General features: G+C 70.6%; 15 protein-coding genes and 1 tRNA gene. 3 read left to right on the forward strand and 13 right to left on the reverse strand.

From position 1 onward, the window contains the following. Positions 1–142 precede the first annotated feature (142 nt). Positions 143–1,468, forward strand: coding sequence for an amidohydrolase family protein (locus ACTWQF_RS04960; protein WP_443277572.1), 1,326 nt, complete (start codon positions 143–145; stop codon positions 1,466–1,468). Positions 1,469–1,565: 97 nt separating this feature from the next. After that, the gene (locus ACTWQF_RS04965; protein ID WP_443277339.1) at positions 1,566–2,246 is read left to right on the forward strand and encodes an SDR family oxidoreductase; all 681 of its coding nucleotides are present in this window, start codon (positions 1,566–1,568) and stop codon (positions 2,244–2,246) included. 130 nt (positions 2,247–2,376) lie between these two features. On the opposite strand, the gene ACTWQF_RS04970 is transcribed toward ACTWQF_RS04965, so the two are convergent. Continuing rightward, positions 2,377–2,458: transfer RNA gene (locus ACTWQF_RS04970), tRNA-Tyr, on the reverse strand. A gap of 281 nt (positions 2,459–2,739) precedes the next feature. Between ACTWQF_RS04970 and ACTWQF_RS04975 the strand changes: the two genes are divergently transcribed. Next, the gene (locus tag ACTWQF_RS04975; RefSeq protein WP_443277340.1) at positions 2,740–3,228 is read left to right on the forward strand and encodes a YajQ family cyclic di-GMP-binding protein; all 489 of its coding nucleotides are present in this window, start codon (positions 2,740–2,742) and stop codon (positions 3,226–3,228) included. Between the two features lie 210 nt (positions 3,229–3,438). Here the strand turns inward: ACTWQF_RS04975 and ACTWQF_RS04980 are convergent, their stop codons facing one another. The 12 genes from ACTWQF_RS04980 to ACTWQF_RS05035 all read right to left on the reverse strand — a co-directional run bounded on the left by ACTWQF_RS04980 (position 3,439) and on the right by ACTWQF_RS05035 (position 15,302). Next, complete coding sequence (locus tag ACTWQF_RS04980) at positions 3,439–3,843, reverse strand: YccF domain-containing protein (RefSeq protein ID WP_443277342.1); 405 nt, start codon at positions 3,841–3,843, stop codon at positions 3,439–3,441. Beyond that, positions 3,840–4,706 (reverse strand): zinc metalloprotease HtpX, encoded by an 867-nt coding sequence (gene htpX, locus ACTWQF_RS04985; RefSeq protein WP_443277344.1) that lies wholly within the window; start codon positions 4,704–4,706, stop codon positions 3,840–3,842. The genes ACTWQF_RS04980 and htpX overlap by 4 nt, the downstream gene beginning before the upstream one ends. Positions 4,707–4,848: 142 nt before the next feature. Then, positions 4,849–6,426, reverse strand: coding sequence for an NADH-quinone oxidoreductase subunit N (locus ACTWQF_RS04990; protein WP_443277346.1), 1,578 nt, complete (start codon positions 6,424–6,426; stop codon positions 4,849–4,851). Beyond that, complete coding sequence (locus ACTWQF_RS04995) at positions 6,423–7,985, reverse strand: complex I subunit 4 family protein (protein ID WP_443277574.1); 1,563 nt, start codon at positions 7,983–7,985, stop codon at positions 6,423–6,425. The genes ACTWQF_RS04990 and ACTWQF_RS04995 overlap by 4 nt, the downstream gene beginning before the upstream one ends. Before the next feature lie 25 nt (positions 7,986–8,010). After that, entirely contained in the window at positions 8,011–10,083 is a 2,073-nt protein-coding gene (locus tag ACTWQF_RS05000; protein WP_443277347.1) for an NADH-quinone oxidoreductase subunit 5 family protein, read from the reverse strand. Continuing rightward, positions 10,080–10,520 (reverse strand): NADH-quinone oxidoreductase subunit NuoK, encoded by a 441-nt coding sequence (nuoK, locus tag ACTWQF_RS05005; protein ID WP_443244273.1) that lies wholly within the window; start codon positions 10,518–10,520, stop codon positions 10,080–10,082. The genes ACTWQF_RS05000 and nuoK overlap by 4 nt, the downstream gene beginning before the upstream one ends. Further along, positions 10,520–11,155 carry an NADH-quinone oxidoreductase subunit J family protein gene (locus tag ACTWQF_RS05010; protein ID WP_443277349.1) on the reverse strand — a complete coding sequence of 212 codons (636 nt, stop codon included), beginning with the start codon at positions 11,153–11,155 and terminating at the stop codon, positions 10,520–10,522. Before ACTWQF_RS05010 ends, nuoK begins: the two co-directional genes overlap by 1 nt. Then, positions 11,152–11,733: a 4Fe-4S binding protein gene (locus ACTWQF_RS05015; protein ID WP_443244386.1), complete on the reverse strand. Its 582-nt coding sequence runs from the start codon at positions 11,731–11,733 to the stop codon at positions 11,152–11,154. Before ACTWQF_RS05015 ends, ACTWQF_RS05010 begins: the two co-directional genes overlap by 4 nt. Positions 11,734–11,855: 122 nt before the next feature. Then, positions 11,856–12,815, reverse strand: a complete 960-nt coding sequence (locus ACTWQF_RS05020; protein WP_443277576.1) for a complex I subunit 1/NuoH family protein — start codon at positions 12,813–12,815, stop codon at positions 11,856–11,858. Then, the gene (locus ACTWQF_RS05025) at positions 12,812–14,272 is read right to left on the reverse strand and encodes an NADH-quinone oxidoreductase subunit C (protein WP_443277351.1); all 1,461 of its coding nucleotides are present in this window, start codon (positions 14,270–14,272) and stop codon (positions 12,812–12,814) included. Before ACTWQF_RS05025 ends, ACTWQF_RS05020 begins: the two co-directional genes overlap by 4 nt. After that, positions 14,269–14,940, reverse strand: a complete 672-nt coding sequence (locus ACTWQF_RS05030) for an NADH-quinone oxidoreductase subunit B (RefSeq protein ID WP_443277353.1) — start codon at positions 14,938–14,940, stop codon at positions 14,269–14,271. The genes ACTWQF_RS05025 and ACTWQF_RS05030 overlap by 4 nt, the downstream gene beginning before the upstream one ends. Continuing rightward, positions 14,931–15,302 carry an NADH-quinone oxidoreductase subunit A gene (locus ACTWQF_RS05035; RefSeq protein ID WP_443277355.1) on the reverse strand — a complete coding sequence of 124 codons (372 nt, stop codon included), beginning with the start codon at positions 15,300–15,302 and terminating at the stop codon, positions 14,931–14,933. The genes ACTWQF_RS05030 and ACTWQF_RS05035 overlap by 10 nt, the downstream gene beginning before the upstream one ends. Positions 15,303–15,404 lie beyond the last annotated feature (102 nt).

Consider the following 15,404-nt stretch of genomic DNA (forward strand, 5'->3'; position numbering starts at 1 on the left):
GGGCCGATCACGCACTCCTACGAGTACCTGGCACCGGCCGTCTCAATCGGCTCCGGCACCACACCAGTACGACTATTCTCCTCCTCCCCGCCGCCGGTCACCGGGCGTCCTACGCTCGTCCCAGATGCGACGTGGGAGCCAGATGACCGACAGCGAGCCGCAGGAACCGGGAAAGGCGGGGCGGGATTTCCGCGACGCCGCCGCCCGGCATTCCGCCCGCCCGGCACGCTCTCTCGTGCTGTGCGGCGCACGGCTCGCGGACGGCCGCACCGTGGACGTACGGCTCGTCGGCGAACGCATCGAGGCCGTCGGCACGGCCGGCAGTCTCGGGACCGGTCAGGACAGCGCCACGCGTATCGACCTGTCGGGCTATCTGCTGCTCCCCGCCCCCGCCGAGCCCCACGCGCACTACGACACCGCACTGACAGCCGAACCCCCCGGCCGCCCCGACCTCGGCCGGCACGGCGACAGCCGGCACGGCGACACCGCGGACCCCGCGGCGGAGGACGTACAGCGGCGCACGACCGAAGCGGCGCTCCTGCAGCTCAGTCAGGGCGCCACCGCGCTGCGCACCCATGTGCACATTGGTGACGTCGCCGGGCTGCGCTCCCTGGCAGCGGTGCTCCAGGCGCGCAGGGCGCTGCGCGGTCTGGTGGACCTGAGCGCCGTCGCCGTGCCCCGGCTGCTGACCGGTGCCGCGGGCGCGGAGGGACTGTCGATACTGCGGGACGCGGTGAAGATGGGCGCGGCGGCGGTCGGCGGCTGCCCCGATCTGGACCCTGATCCGGGCGGCTACGTGGAGGCCGTGCTGGAGGTCGCAGCCGAACACGGTTGCCCGGTCGACCTGCACACCGACGGCAGCGACCCGGCGCGCCTCGCCCGGCTCGCCGCTGCGGTGGGCGGGCTGCGCCCCGGCGTCACGATCGGCCCGTGCGGCGGCCTCGCCCGGCTGCCGCACCAAGTCGCGCAGCGCGCGGCGGGCCAACTGGCTGCCGCGGGAGTGACGGTGGTGTGTCTGCCCCAGGGCAACTGCGGCGTCCTGGAGCGCCCCACCCCCACCGTGCCCTCCCGCACGGCACCCGTACGGGTGCTCACGGCGGCCGGGGTCGCGGTCGCCGCGGGCAGCGGAGCCCTGCGGGACGCCGCCAACCAGGTCGGCCGGGGCGACCCGCTGGAGGCCGCCTATTTGCTCGCCTCCCACGGTGAGGCCCGCCCGTACAGCGCCTATGAGGCGATCAGCACGCGCGCACGAGCCGCAATGGGACTGCCCGAAGTACGCGTCGAAGCCGGCTTTCCCGCCGAGCTGCTCGCGGTCCGCGGAAACGAGCTGGCGGGGGCGCTCTCGCTCGCCTACAGCCGGATCGTCGTCCACCGGGGGCGCGTGGTGGCGCGCACCAGTGCCGTACGTGAGTACTGCGACCTGGTCGGAGTACGCGAGTTGGGACTGCCACGCCAGTCGCAGGGGTGACTCGGCGGGCGGGCGGTGCCTGTGCGGTGGTGGTGGCCTCTCGTTCCGGCGGGCCAGGGTGCGCCGGTGACTGTCGCGGTGGGCGTACGGTCGAGGCATGCGCACAGTTATCGCTGGTGGACACGGTCAGATCGCGCTGCGGCTGGAGCGGCTGCTCGCCGGGCGCGGGGACAGGGCGGCGGGTATCGTGCGCCGCCCTGAGCAGGCAAGCGACCTCTTGGCGGCGGGCGCCGAACCCGTCGTGTGCGACCTGGAGACGGCGAGTGTCGAGGAGGTCGCACGGCATCTGGAGGGCGCCGACGCGGCCGTCTTCGCGGCGGGCGCCGGGCCGGGCAGCGGCAGCGCACGCAAGGAGACGGTGGACCACAAGGCAGCCGTCCTGTTCGCGGACGCTGCGGAGGCGGCGGGCGTACGGCGCTATCTGATGGTCTCCGCCATGCACGCCGACGCCTCCCTGCAGGGGACGCCCGAGGGCATGGATCCGGTCTTCGCGGACTACCTGCGCGCCAAAGGCGCCGCCGACGACAACCTGCGGGCCCGGGACGGCCTCGACTGGACGGTGCTGCGCCCCGGCCGGCTGACCGACGACCCGGGCACCGGCCGCGTCCACCTGGCCCCCGAAACCGGCCGCGCCGAGGTGACGAGGGACGACGTGGCAGCGGTCCTGGTGGCCCTGCTGGACGAGCCGCGTACCTCCGGACTGACGCTGGAGCTGGTCGGCGGCCGGATGCCGATCCCCGAGGCGATCGACGAGGTAGCCGGAGTGACCGGCAACTGACCCTCCCGTAGGGGCCGCCAGCCCCCTTCCGGAGGCGCACCGACAGCGCCTCCGGATGAGCCGGACGACAACTGAGCCGACGACGAAAAGCGGCCCCCTCGCACTGCTGCGAGGGGGCCGCTCTCTACTGTGGCGGCGCTAGGATTCGAACCTAGGAAGGCTGAGCCGGCAGATTTACAGTCTGCTCCCTTTGGCCGCTCGGGCACACCGCCTGGGATTGCTGCTCGGCACCCCGCCCGGGGCGTTGCGCCGTGGCAACGGTGTAAACCATACCCGATGGCCGGGGGTGGTTCGCCACCCGATTGATCATTCGCGTACGACCCGCCGTGCGGATCCACCGGACGGCCCCCGGACGGTTCCTGGTCGCCTCCGTAGATACTCCGCCGCGACGCCCCTCGCCGCCGGAGCCGGGCGGCCGTCGCGGGTGGCTAGGCTTTGCGCACGGCCCTCGGGCCGTTTTCTGCCGGATCTATGTACGAGGAGCCAACTCACCATGGCCGACTCCAGTTTCGACATCGTCTCGAAGGTCGAGCGGCAGGAGGTCGACAACGCGCTGAACCAGGCCGCGAAGGAGATCTCCCAGCGCTACGACTTCAAGGGTGTGGACGCTTCCATCGCGTGGTCGGGCGAGCGGATCGAGATGCGGGCGAACTCGGAGGAGCGAGTGAAGGCCGTGCTCGACATCTTCCAGTCCAAGCTGATCAAGCGCGGCATCTCGCTGAAGGCGCTGGACGCCGGGGAGCCGCAGGCGTCCGGCAAGGAGTACCGCATCTCCGCGTCGCTCCAGGAGGGCATCTCCCAGGAGAACGCGAAGAAGGTCGCGAAGGTGATCCGGGAAGAGGGGCCCAAGGGCGTCAAGGCCCAGGTGCAGGGCGACGAGCTGCGGGTGACCTCCAAGAGTCGGGACAGTCTGCAAGAGGTCATCGGCCTGCTGAAGGGCAAGGACTTCGACTTCGCCTTGCAGTACGTGAACTTCCGCTGAGGTTCGCGCACCGCGGGGGAGGTGAGCGAACCGTCACCGCCCCGCTCGGCTCCGCACTGGAGCGCGCCGTCCTGGAGCGCACCGTCCTGGAGCGTGGCCGAGCGGAGGTGAGTTCTTACCACCAGGGGTGGGTGAGCGCTTACCTCTGCTGGTGGGTGAGTGCTCACCCGTGCTGTGGGTGAGTGCTTACCAGCGTCCATGAGTAAGCACTCACCAGCGGTATCCCGGGTAGGCCGCCGGGGCGCTGGTGGAGACGATCTCGCGGCCGAGCGGCATCAGCGAGACCGGGACCATCTTGAAGTGGGCCAGTCCGAAGGGGATGCCGATGATGGTCACGCAGAGCGCCGCACCCAGGGTGATGTGGCCGAGCGTGAGCCAGATTCCAGCGAAGACGAGCCAGACGATGTTTCCGGCGCCGGATGCCGCACCCGCGTCCCGGCGCTGCACCACCGTCCTGCCGAACGGCCACAGGGCGTATGCGGCGATGCGGAAGCACGCCAGGCCCCAGGGGATCGTGATGATGAGCACGCAGCAGATGAGCCCGGCGAGGACGTAGCCGAGGGCCATCCAAATGCCGGAGAAGATAAGCCAGATGAGGTTGAGGAGGGTCTTCACTCTCGCCAGCCTGCCATCTTCTCCAGCCTGGCAACACGCTCGGCCATCGGCGGATGGGTGGAGAAAAGTTTCGTCATTCCGCCCTCGCCCTTGCGGAACGGGTTGGCGATCATCATGTGGCTCGCTGTCTCCAGCCGTGGCTCGGGCGGCAGCGGCAGCTGCGCCGTACCCGCCTCCAGCTTGCGCAGCGCCGAGGCGAGCGCGAGAGGGTCGCCGGTCAGCTGCGCCCCGGAAGCATCCGCCTCGTACTCGCGCGAGCGGGAGACGGCGAGCTGGATGAGGGAGGCGGCGAGCGGGCCCAGCAGCATGATCAGCAGCATGCCGACCAGGCCCGGCCCCTCGTCGTCGTCGGAGCGCCCTATCGGGATCAGCCAGGCGAAGTTGACGAGGAAGAGCACCACGGAGGCGAGGGCGCCCGCGATGGAGGAGATCAGGATGTCCCGGTTGTAGACGTGGCTCAGCTCGTGGCCGAGGACGCCGCGCAGCTCACGCTCGTCCAGGATGCGCAGGATGCCGTCCGTGCAGCACACGGCCGCGTTGCGCGGGTTGCGGCCGGTCGCGAAGGCGTTGGGGGCCTGGGTGGGCGAGATGTAGAGGCGTGGCATGGGCTGCCGTGCGGCCGTGGACAGCTCGCGGACCATGCGGTACAACTGCGGGGCCTCGAACTCGCTGACCGGTCGGGCACGCATGGCGCGCAGCGCGAGCTTGTCGCTGTTCCAGTACGCGTAGGCGTTGGTGCCCAGCGCGATCAGCAGCGCGAGGACCAGGCCCGTGGTGCCGAAGAAACTCCCGATGACGATGATGAGAGCGGACAGCCCTCCCAGGAGCAGAGCTGTCCTCAGCCCGTTGTGCCGGCGGTGCACGGTTCGCCCTCCAGATGGTGCTGCGGAGCCCTGAGCCAGGCAGACCTTCCGCCCTCAGCAGCCCCGTCCAGTGGACCCTCCCTTTTCGTCAACGGAGAGTGGGCGTCCTCAGTTCCCCTGGCACATTCCGGTCATATTCCGGTCAGAACAACGCAGTGCCGACGAATCGGAGGACCAGCTGCGGCGCACCGGATGTGGCCAGGGCGAGCACCCCGGTCAGTGCGACTGTCGCGGTCAGGGGGGCGGAGAGCCGCGGACGGGCCGGGGCGGCAGCCTCCTGGCCGGTGGCGGGGCGGAAGAGCAGCGCCGTCCAGGTGAGGTAGTAGACGAGCGCGATCACGACGTTGAGGGCCATGACGACGGCGAGCCAGCCCAGCCCCGCGTCCACGGCCGCCTGGAAGACGGTGACCTTCGCGAACAGGCCGACGATCCCGGGCGGCAGCCCTGCCAGGCACAGCAGGAAGAACGCCAGTGCAGCAGCGGCCAGCGGATGCGTCCGGACCAGGCCCCGGTAGTCGTCGAGACGGCCGTCCGATCCGGGCTGCTGGAGGGTGGCGACGACGGCGAAGGCGCCGAGGTTCACCACGGCGTACATCAGCGCGTAGGCGAGCGTCGCACCGACTGCCTGGTCGGGCTCCTCCGTGTACCCGGCGGCGGCGATCGGGACGAGCAGATAGCCCGCCTGTCCGACCGACGACCACGCGAGCAGACGGACGGCGCTGTGCGCGCGGTCGGGGCGCTGGCGCAGCGCACCCAGGTTGCCGACACTCATGGTCAGTGCGGCGAGCACCGCGAGCGCGGGCCCCCAGGCGTCCGCGTACGAAGGGAAGGCCCGCACGGTTACCAGGATCAGCCCTGAGAAGCCCGCCGCCTTGCCGATGACCGACAGATACGCGGCGACCGGCACCGGTGCGCCCACGTAGGTGTCCGGAACCCAGAAGTGGAACGGCGCGGCAGCCGTCTTGAAGGCGAAGCCGACAAGGGTGAGCGCCACGCCTGTGGCGGCGAGGGTGCTCAGCCTGCTGTCGACATCGGGCAGAGCCTGGGCGACCGTGCTCAGGTGCATGCTGCCGGTTGCGGCGTAGACGAAGCTGACGCCCAGCAGCATCACTGCTGTGGCGGCGACGGACGACAGGAAGAACTTCAGCGCAGCCTCGGACGAGAGCCGCTCTCCGCGCCGCAGACCGACCAGGGCGAACGCCGGGAGGGAGGCGACCTCCAGGGCGACCACAAGCGTCGCCAGGTCTCGCGAGGCAGGCAGCAGGGCGGCACCGGACGCCGAGGAGAGCAGCAGGAACCAGAACTCCCCAGCGGGCAGCCGTTCCTGGCGTACAGCGGTCATCGACAGCAGCGCCGTCACAAAGGCGCCGCCCAGTACGAGGAGCTGAACGGTGAGGGTGAAGGGGTCGGCGATGTAGCTGCACGCGCGCGTGCCTGAGGTGAGGCAGAAGGTGGCGCGGTCCTCGCCGACGAGCGGTACGAATGCCAGCCCGGCGAGCGCGAGCGCGGCGGCGGACAGCCAGCCGAGCAGCCCCTTGTGTCGCTCGGCCAGGAACAAGTCGGCCACCAGGACGACCAACGCGGCGACAGCGGCGATGGTGGGCGGCGCAATGGCGGCCCAGTCGATGCTCTGGACGAGGTCGGCGCCTTTGGCGAGGTCGACGCTGTGAGCGGACTGGGCGAGGTGGTACGCGCTCTGTGGGGCGGTGAGCACTGTCATCGGGCCACTCCTGGCAGGAGGCTCTGCACGGCCGGGTCCATCAGTCCGAGGAGGGCCCCGGGCCACAGTCCGGCGACGACGGTGAGGACGACCAGGGGCGTCCAGGCAGCGAACTCGTACGGGCGCACGTCCGGCACCGCGGCGAGGCGTTCCGGACGGTCCTCGGCCGGGTCGCCCATGCAGACGCGGCGTACGACGAGCAGCAGGTACGCGGCGGTCAGCAGGGTGCCGAGAGCGCCGAGCGCCAGGAACACCATGAAGGCGGGCCTGCTGAGCCCGGCGGCGGGGTGGTAGGCGCCCAGCAGCGCCAGCAACTCGCCCCAGAACCCGGCCAGTCCGGGCAGCCCCAGGGAGGCGACGGCGCCGAAGGCGAGCAGCCCGCCCAGCCGTGGCGCCCTGCCGTAGAGCGCGCCTCCGGTCGTACCGGCCAGGGTGTCGAGGTCACTGGTGCCCGTGCGGTCCTTCAGTGCGCCGACGAGGAAGAACAACAGGCCGGTGATGAGGCCGTGCGCAAGGTTCGCATAGAGGGCGCCGTTGACGCCTGTGTGGGTGAGCGTGGCGATGCCCAGCAGGACGAAGCCCATATGGCCGACGGAGGAGTATGCGATCAGCCTCTTGAGGTCACCCTTGGCACCCTTCCGCGCGAGGGCGAGACAGACGAGCGATCCGTAGATGATCCCGACGACGGCGAACGCCGCCAGGTACGGAGCGAAAGTGTGCGCACCGTCCGGAACGCCGGGCAGCAGGATGCGTACGAACCCATAGGTGCCCATTTTCAGCAGCACGCCTGCCAGCAGCACGGAGCCCACGGTGGGAGCTGCCGTGTGGGCGTCCGGGAGCCAGCTGTGCAGCGGCCACATGGGTGCCTTGACGGCCAGTCCGACACCGATGGCCAGGGCGGCGATCAGCTGGGTGGTGTGGCTGAGGCCCGCACCGTGGGCGTGGGCGAGCCGCACCATGTCGAACGTGCCGGCGTTCAGGCCGAGCACCAGCAGTCCGAGCAGCATCACCACGGAGCCGAGCAATGTGTACAGGACGAACTTCCACGCCGCCGGTCCCCTGCCCTCACCGCCCCACCGGGCGATGAGGAAGTACATCGGGATGAGCACCATCTCGAACGCCAGGAAGAACAGCATCAGGTCGAGCACCGCGAACGTGGCGAGCGTGCCGCACTCCAGCAGGAGCAGCAGTGCGACGAACGCCTTGGGGCTCGGTCCCTGCGGCATTCTGGCGTAGCTGTAGAGCGCGCACAGGAACGTCAGCAGTGCGGTGAGGACGAGCAGCGGCAAGGAGACACCGTCGGTCCCGAAGTGCAGCCGCACACCCAGCGCGGGGATCCAGCTGACGCTTGACTCGGCCTGCATGGTGCCGGGGCGGTCGTGGTCGAATCCGAGAGCCAGCACGACGGTCAGGGCGAGTACGCCGCCGGTGACGGTCACGCCGTGCCGCAGCACCGCCTGGTCCGGGCCGCGGCCGCGCAGCCCGGGCGGTGCGGGCAGCAGTGCGGCAAGCGCACCGAGCAGCGGCAGGACGACGACGGCTACGAGGAGCGCCTGCATGACGGTGTCGTCGAGCGGGATCACGTCACGCCCCTCCGTTTCCGGTCATGGCCACCACGGCGATGACCGCGAGCACCAGTGAGCCCGTCAGCAGCGCGCCGAGGTAGGTCTGCACGTTGCCCGTCTGGGCGCGCCGGACAGCTGCGCCCAGCAGTCGCGAACCGCGCCCCGCGCCTGCCACATAGGCGTCGACGACCTCGCGGTCCAAGAAGCGCACCAGCCGGGCCGCGCCCTGGACGGGACGTACGACAGTGGCGCTGTAGAGCGCGCCCAGGTGGAAACCGGCTGCTGCGTGCCTGTGCAGCGGTCCGAGAAGCAGCACCCCGGGGTCGGCGTCGTGTTCCGGGTGGAGCGCGGCGAGCGCACTGCTGTGGCGCCAGGTCGCGTAGGTGAGAAGGCCGCCCACCAGGGTCACGCCGGTGGCGAGCACCGAGGTGGTCAGCGTGGGGCTGAGGGACGCACCGTCGAACCAATCGGGCAGTGCGAGAAAAGAGAGTCCGAGCACCAGGGAGGGCAGCGCGAGTACCCACAGGACGACGGTCATGACAGCGGGCGCGGGCTGGTGAGCGCGTGTGTCGCGGTCGGCCGGTTCGTGCGCGGGTCGGTGCACCGGACCGGGGTGGGCGAGCTCTGTCTCGGGGGCCTGTTGCGGCACCTGCTCGGGTACGTGTTCGGCGGCCTTCTCGCTCCTGACGGCGAGCGGTGCCACTGCGGAGGCACCGCGGAAAGCCAACAGCCACAGCCGGGCCGCGTAGGCGGCGGTCAGCAGCGCGGTGACCAGGCCCGCGGCGAGGACGATCCATCCGGCGCTCGCGGGGGCGGCGTGCGCCCCCTCGAACGGGGCGTGCGCGTCGCCGAAGGCAGCATGTTCGGCCGCTGCCAGCACGGCTTCCTTGGAAAAGAACCCGGAGAACGGCGGGACGGCGGCCAGCGCCAGCAGGGCGATGGTCATCGTCCAGTAGGCGTCGGGCGCACGCTTGGCGATGTTGCTCGTACGGGCCATCACCGTCAACGAGTTGGTGCCGGCGGTGTGGATGACAACTCCGGCAGCGAGGAAGAGCAGCGCCTTGAACGCGCCATGGCTGAGCAGGTGGAAGACAGCAGCACCCCGGTCGGCAACAGCCAGCGCTGCCGCCATGTAGGCGAGCTGACTGATGGTCGAGTAGGCGAGTACGCGCTTGATGTCGTCCTGGGCGAGCGCGGCGAGTGCCGAACCGGTCATGGTGAGCGCCGCCAGCACCGCAAGTACGACGAGTGCGGCCGTGGAGGCGGTGAAAACGGGCAGCAGCCGGGCCACGAAGTAGATGCCCGCCGCGACCATCGTTGCCGCGTGGATCAGGGCGGAGACCGGCGTAGGGCCCGCCATCGCGTCCGGCAGCCACGAGTGCAGCGGCAATTGCGCCGACTTGCCCGCGACTCCGGCGAGCAGCAGCAGCGCGATCAGCGTGGGGTGCGTCAGCTCGAAGCCGGAGAGGCTGGAGGTGAGCCGGGTGACGACGGTGCTGATGCGGAAGCTGCCCGTCTCGGAGGCCAGCGCCAGAATGCCGATGAGGAACGGCACATCACCCAGCTTGGTGACGAGGAACGCCTTGAGGGAGGCGGCACGCGCGGCCGGGGTCTCCCAGTAGTGACCGACCAGGAAGTACGAGCAGATGCCCATGATTTCCCAGCCGACGAGCAGCACGATCAGGTCGTCGCTGTAGACGACGAGAAACATCGCGGCCGTGAAGAGCGAGACCAGTGCGGCGTACGAGGAGTAGCGCGGGTCGTCCCGCAGATAGCCGGTGGAGTAGAGCTGTACGCAGGTGGCGACGACGCCGACGAGGACGGCGACGAGCACCGCGAACCCGTCGAGGTTGAGCGCGAGCTGGATCGGCAGCGCCTCGTTGCCGGTGGGCGCCAGCTCGGTGGCGGCGCGCACCGGTGTGCCGCCGCCCTGGCGGACCGCGACGGCGATAGCGAGGGCCGCGGCGGCAAGCGTGGGCAGCACCGCGAGCGGACGTACGAAGCCCGGGGCGCGGCGGCCGAGGAGCAGCCCGGCGAGGGCGCCGAGCGCCGGCAGGACGGGGACGAGCGCTGCGAGGGTCGTGGTGCTCACGCGTGCCGCCTCCCTGCGGCCGGACCCTGAACCTGCTGGTCAGAGCCGCTCTCGGCGTCGTTGTCAGTGGCGGGTGCCACACTCTTCTCATCGCGTGAACCGCCGCTGGAGTCGCCCCCTGGTGGGCCGCCGCTCTCGCGGAGGTCCCTGAGTCTGTCGATGTCGGAGCTGCCGCGGTTGCGGTAGACGAGCAGGACGATCGCCAGACCGATGCCGATCTCGGCCGCGGCGATCGCGATGGTGAAGAGGGTGAGCGCCTGGCCCGCGTGCAGGGTGTCGCGGAGCCAGACGTCGAAGGCGACGAGGTTGAGGTTGACGGCGTTGAGCATCAGCTCGACGGCCATCAGGACGAGGATGGCGTTCCTGCGCGCGAGGACGCCGTAGAGGCCGACGCAGAAAAGGAGGACGGCGAGGACGGCGGGATAGGCGAGATGCATCAGCGCTCACCGGCTTTGTTCTGTCCGGGGAGAGCGTCACCGGCGCTGTCCTGCCCGGTGCGGGCATCACCGGCGTCGTTCCGCCTGGAGAGGACGATGGCGCCGATGAGCGCGGCGAGGAGGAGGACGGACAGCGCCTCGAAGGGCAGCACCCAGTGCCGGAAGAGGGCCGTGCCGGTCACCTCGGAGGAGCCCACGCCAGGACCGGTGCGCTGCTGAAGATTGATCCAGGTGGAACGGAAGGCGTCGACGACGACGGTGACGAGGGTCGCCGCCGCCGCGAGGGAGACGGCGAGCGCAATCCAGCGGTTGCCGGAATCGGCGTCGGGTGAGCGCCCGATGGGGGCCTTGGTGAGCATGAGGCCGAAGAGGATGAGGACGACGACGGAGCCCACGTAGATCAACACCTGCACCCAGGCGATGAACTCCGCGGTCAGCAGGAGGTATTCGACGGCCACCCCGCCGAGCGCGACCACCAGCCACAGCGCGGCGTGCACGAGCTGCCTGGTGGCCACGGTCACCAGGGCGGCGCCGAGGGTGACGATCCCGACGAGGACGAAGACGATCTCGACCCCGGAGGGCGAGAGGAAGCCGGGGTGACCGGCGGCGAGGGACTGCGTGGGAAGGGTGCTCACTCGGCACCGCCCTGCGCGTCCTGGCCGGGGCGCTGCGTCGGCTTCCGGTCGGGGGCCTCGGCGGTCTCCTGCGCCGGCTGCTCCCGGTGGGCGGCGAGCATGTCGGTCGCGGCGGCCTGGGCTGCCTTGTCGGCGGCCTTGCGGGCTGCGGCCAGCTCCTTGGCCTCCTCGGCGGCCTCGTCCAACGGTGGCGGTTCCGGCACGGTCCACATCCACTCGCGGAGCTTGTCCCGCTCGTGGGTCAGCTCACGGATATCGGTCTCCGCGTACTCGAACTCGGGCGACCAGAAGAGCGCGTCGAAAGGACACACCTCGATGCAGATACCGCAGTACATGCACAGGGCGAAGTCGATCGCGAACCGGTCCAGGACGTTGCGGCTGCGCTCACGTCCGCCGGGCGCGGCGGGAGGCACCGTCTCCTTGTGGGAGTCGATGTAGATGCACCAGTCCGGGCACTCGCGGGCGCAGAGCATGCAGACCGTGCAGTTCTCCTCGAACAGGCCGATGACGCCCCGGCTGCGGGGCGGCAGTTCGGGCTGCACGTCCGGGTAGTGCTCGGTGACGGAGCGCCGGGTCATCGTGCGGAGGGTGACAGCCAGGCCCTTGGCCAGCCCGGAGCCGAACACTCCGCGCTTCGAGCCGGGCCGCTCGGCGGGCGTGCCCGCGGAGTGGGCGCCCTCGGAGTGGGCGTGGGACACGGCTACATCACCACCTTGACGACACCGGTGAGTGCGATCTGGAAGAGGGAGAGCGGGACGAGCGCCGTCCAGGCCAGCCGCTGGATCTGGTCCTCGCGCATCCGGGGGTAGCTGACTCGCAGCCAGATCACGCCGAAGGCGAGGATGCCGGTCTTGAGCAGCATCCACAGCCAGCCCAGACCGTCGGCGAAGGGACCGTGCCAGCCACCGAGGAAGAGCACGGCGGTGAGCGCGGAGAGTACGACGATGCCCGCGTACTCGGCGAGCAGGAAGAGCGCGAAGCGCAGTCCGGTGTATTCGGTGTACGCGCCGAAGATGATCTCGGAGTCGGCGATCGGCGCGTCGAAGGGCGGACGCTGCAACTCGGCCAGACCCGCGGTGAAGAAGACGACGGCCCCGACCAGCTGCCACGGCAGCCACCACCACTCCCACACCCCCAGGATCCCGGGCAGGGAGAGGGTGCCGGCGGCCATGGCGACGGAAGCGGCGGCGAGCAGCATCGGCAGCTCGTACGCCATCAGCTGTGCTGCGGTACGCAGGCCGCCGAGAAGGGAGAACTTGTTGGCCGACGCCCAGCCGCCCATCAGCGAGCCGAGAATGCCGATGCCCATCACGGCCAGCACGAAGAAGATCCCGGTGTCCAGCGCCTGCGCGACTCCCCCGCCGGGGGCGACCGGGATCGCGACCAGGACGAGGAGGTACGGGATCAGCGCGAGGGCGGGCGCCAGCTGGAAGACGCGCCGGTCGGCGCCGTCGGGGACGATGTCCTCCTTCTGCGCGAACTTCACCCCGTCGGCCACCAGTTGGGCCCATCCGTGGAAGCCGCCCGCGTACATCGGGCCGACGCGTCCTTGCATATGGGCCATGACCTTGTGCTCGGTCTGCCCCACCAGGAGCGGCAGCACGAGGAAGGCGAGCAGCACGGCGAGAATGCGGACGGTGACATCGAGGGCGTCCATCAGGCTCCGTCCCCCTGCTCGCCGTTCGGTCTCTGACTCTGGCTCCGGTTGCTGTCCCCAGTTCGGTTGTCGCCACCGGTTCGGTCGGCGTCACCGGGTTGGTTGTCGCCGTCGGGTGGGTTGTTGCTGTCGGCTTGGTTGTCGCTGTCGGCTTGGTTGTCGCTGTCGGCTCGGTTGTTGCTGTCGGCTCGGCTGCCGTCGCTCGATTGGTTGCCGTCGCCGGTGGCGTCCTGGTCCACGTCCAGGTCGCCTCGTCCTGCGTTCCGGGGGCCTCGATCGGCGTTCCTGGGGCCTTGGTTGCCGTCACCGGTGGCGTCCTGACCGGTCTTCGGGGCGTTCTCCAGAGTGCTTTCCGGGGCCTGGCTGTCGGGGCCGGTCCCGTCGTCGCCGGTCGGCGGGGCGTGGTGCCAGGGGGCGTCGGTGGAGCGCGGCGTCCTGGGTCGGGCACCGGTTTCCGGGCGCTCGTCCGCGGTGCGGCCCTTCTCAGCCGCCGAGCGCTCCTCCGTCGGTGCGGGCTTCTCCGCCGGGGCAGGCTTCTCTGCCGGTGCGGGCTTCTCCGCGGGGACAGGCTTCTCTGCCGGTGCGGGCTTCTCCGCGGGGGCGGACTCCTCTACCGGGGCAGGCTTCTCCGCCGGTGCAGGCTTCTCCGCCGGTGCAGGCTCCTCCGTCGACGCGGGCTTCTCCGCCTCCGTCGCGCGCTGTGACGCCGAGCCGCTGCCGGCGCTGCGAGCTCGTCGTGGCCTGCGCGGGGTGGCCGCTGCTGCGTCCGCATCCTGCTGAGACGCCGAACCGGCGCTCGCGCTGCGGGTGCGACGCGGGGTGTCGCCGGTGGCGCGGCGGGAGCGTTCGCGGGTGGGGGCCGGGGGGAGCTGTCCCTTGAGGGGGCCCCACTCGTTCGGGTCGGGAACGCCGGGAGGGAGCATCTGGCGGCGCTTGGGACCGCCGTGCCCCGACTCACCGGGCTCCTTCGCACCCGGCCACGCCTTGACGACACGGGCTGCGAGGACGAAGTCCTTGCGCAGGGGGTGCCCCTCGAAGGAGTCGGGCAGCAGCAGGGGTACGAGATGGGGGTGACCCGGGAAGTCGACGCCGAACATCTCGTGGGTCTCGCGCTCGTGCCAGGCCGCACCGGCGTAGACGCCGGTGGCGGTGGGCAGCGCTGCGGCCTCGTGCGGAACCGTCGTACGCAGGACGAAGCGGCGCACGCCGCTGCCCGGGGTGGGCAGCGCCACCAGATGGGCGCAGATCCGGAAGCCGGTGCCCGGCTCGTCGACGGCGCTGAGCCAGTCGAAGTAGGTGCAGCCCAGCTCGTCGCGGGCTGCGGTCAGCGCGGGGATCCAGGCGTCGGCGGGTACGTCGACGGTGAGCAGTCCGTAGGCGTCCTCGGCCGTCGCACCCTCACCGAACAGTTCGTCGGCAGGGCGCGGCAGCCAACCTGGGCACTGGGGCGGCTCGGTCACCGTCCGTCCTCCTTGGCGTCACCGTCCGGGCCCGCGTCCGGTGCCGACGGCGATGCCGTCGGTGGGGCGACCAGGCCGCTGGTGAGGGCCCCGGCGGAGGGGGCTCCGGCGGAGGGAGCGCCGTCCGCACCGCTCCGCGTATAGCGGTCCGCGGTGGACTCGGCGGCGATCTTCTCCTGGAGCTTCAGTACGCCTTGCAGCAGTGCCTCGGGCCGGGGCGGGCAGCCGGGCACATATACATCGACGGGGATGATCTGGTCGACGCCCTTGGTGACCGCGTACGAATCCCAGTAGGGGCCGCCGCAGTTGGAGCAGGCGCCGAAGGAGATGACGTACTTGGGCTCCGGCATCTGCTCGTACAGCCGTTTGACGGCAGGGGCCATCTTGTCGGTGACCGTGCCGGAGACCACCATCAGATCGGCCTGCCGGGGGCCGGGCGCGAAGGGGATGACGCCGAGCCGGATGAAGTCGTGCCGTGCCATGGAAGCGGCGATGAACTCGATGGCGCAGCAGGCCAGGCCGAAGTTGAAGACCCAGAGGCTGTAGCGGCGGCCCCAATTGAGGACCACCTTCATCGGTTCGGGAGCCAGCCGCGAGAGCAGGCCGAGCTGGGGGCGTCCCTCGGCTCGCGGTGTTGCTGCGGGAGTCGGGGTGTTCGTTACGTCCATTCCAGGACGCCCTTCTTGTACGCGTACAGCAGGCCGACGGCCAGGAAGCCGAGAAAAACGAACATCTCCGCGAGCGTGGTCCCGCCGTAACCGGGCGCGGCGAACACCGTCGCCCAGGGGAAGAGGAAGACCGCGTCGACGGCGAAGATGACGTACAGGAACGCGTAGACGTAGTAGCGGATCTGCGTGTGTGCCCAGCCCTCGCCGACGGGGTCGACCCCGCACTCGTACGTCAGCATCTTCTCGGGCGTGGGAACCACCGGCCGCAGCAGCCGACCTGCGGCGAAGGCCACGCAGACGAAGAGCACACCGACGACGGCTACCAGCCCGACGACTGTATAGCCGTGGAAGTAGTCCGGCACGCCTGCCCCAGTCCTGTGTCGGTGTTATACGTTCGACGATCTGTACGCACGGAGTGTAGGCCCTGCCGGACTCGCTGAGGACAGCCGCGTCACACTCAGGGC

The sequence above is a fragment of the Streptomyces sp. 8N114 genome (genome assembly GCF_052245835.1).
Lineage (GTDB): Bacteria > Actinomycetota > Actinomycetes > Streptomycetales > Streptomycetaceae > Streptomyces.

Coding starts and splice junctions, on each gene's coding strand:
- ACTWQF_RS04960 (WP_443277572.1), top strand. CDS start 143: ATGACCGACAGCGAGCCGCAGGAACCGGGAAAGGCGGGGCGGGATTTC.
- ACTWQF_RS04965 (WP_443277339.1), top strand. CDS start 1,566: ATGCGCACAGTTATCGCTGGTGGACACGGTCAGATCGCGCTGCGGCTG.
- ACTWQF_RS04975 (WP_443277340.1), top strand. CDS start 2,740: ATGGCCGACTCCAGTTTCGACATCGTCTCGAAGGTCGAGCGGCAGGAG.
- ACTWQF_RS04990 (WP_443277346.1), bottom strand. CDS start 6,426: ATGACAGTGCTCACCGCCCCACAGAGCGCGTACCACCTCGCCCAGTCC.
- ACTWQF_RS04995 (WP_443277574.1), bottom strand. CDS start 7,985: ATGCAGGCGCTCCTCGTAGCCGTCGTCGTCCTGCCGCTGCTCGGTGCG.
- nuoK (WP_443244273.1), bottom strand. CDS start 10,520: ATGCATCTCGCCTATCCCGCCGTCCTCGCCGTCCTCCTTTTCTGCGTC.
- ACTWQF_RS05015 (WP_443244386.1), bottom strand. CDS start 11,733: ATGACCCGGCGCTCCGTCACCGAGCACTACCCGGACGTGCAGCCCGAA.
- ACTWQF_RS05030 (WP_443277353.1), bottom strand. CDS start 14,940: ATGGACGTAACGAACACCCCGACTCCCGCAGCAACACCGCGAGCCGAG.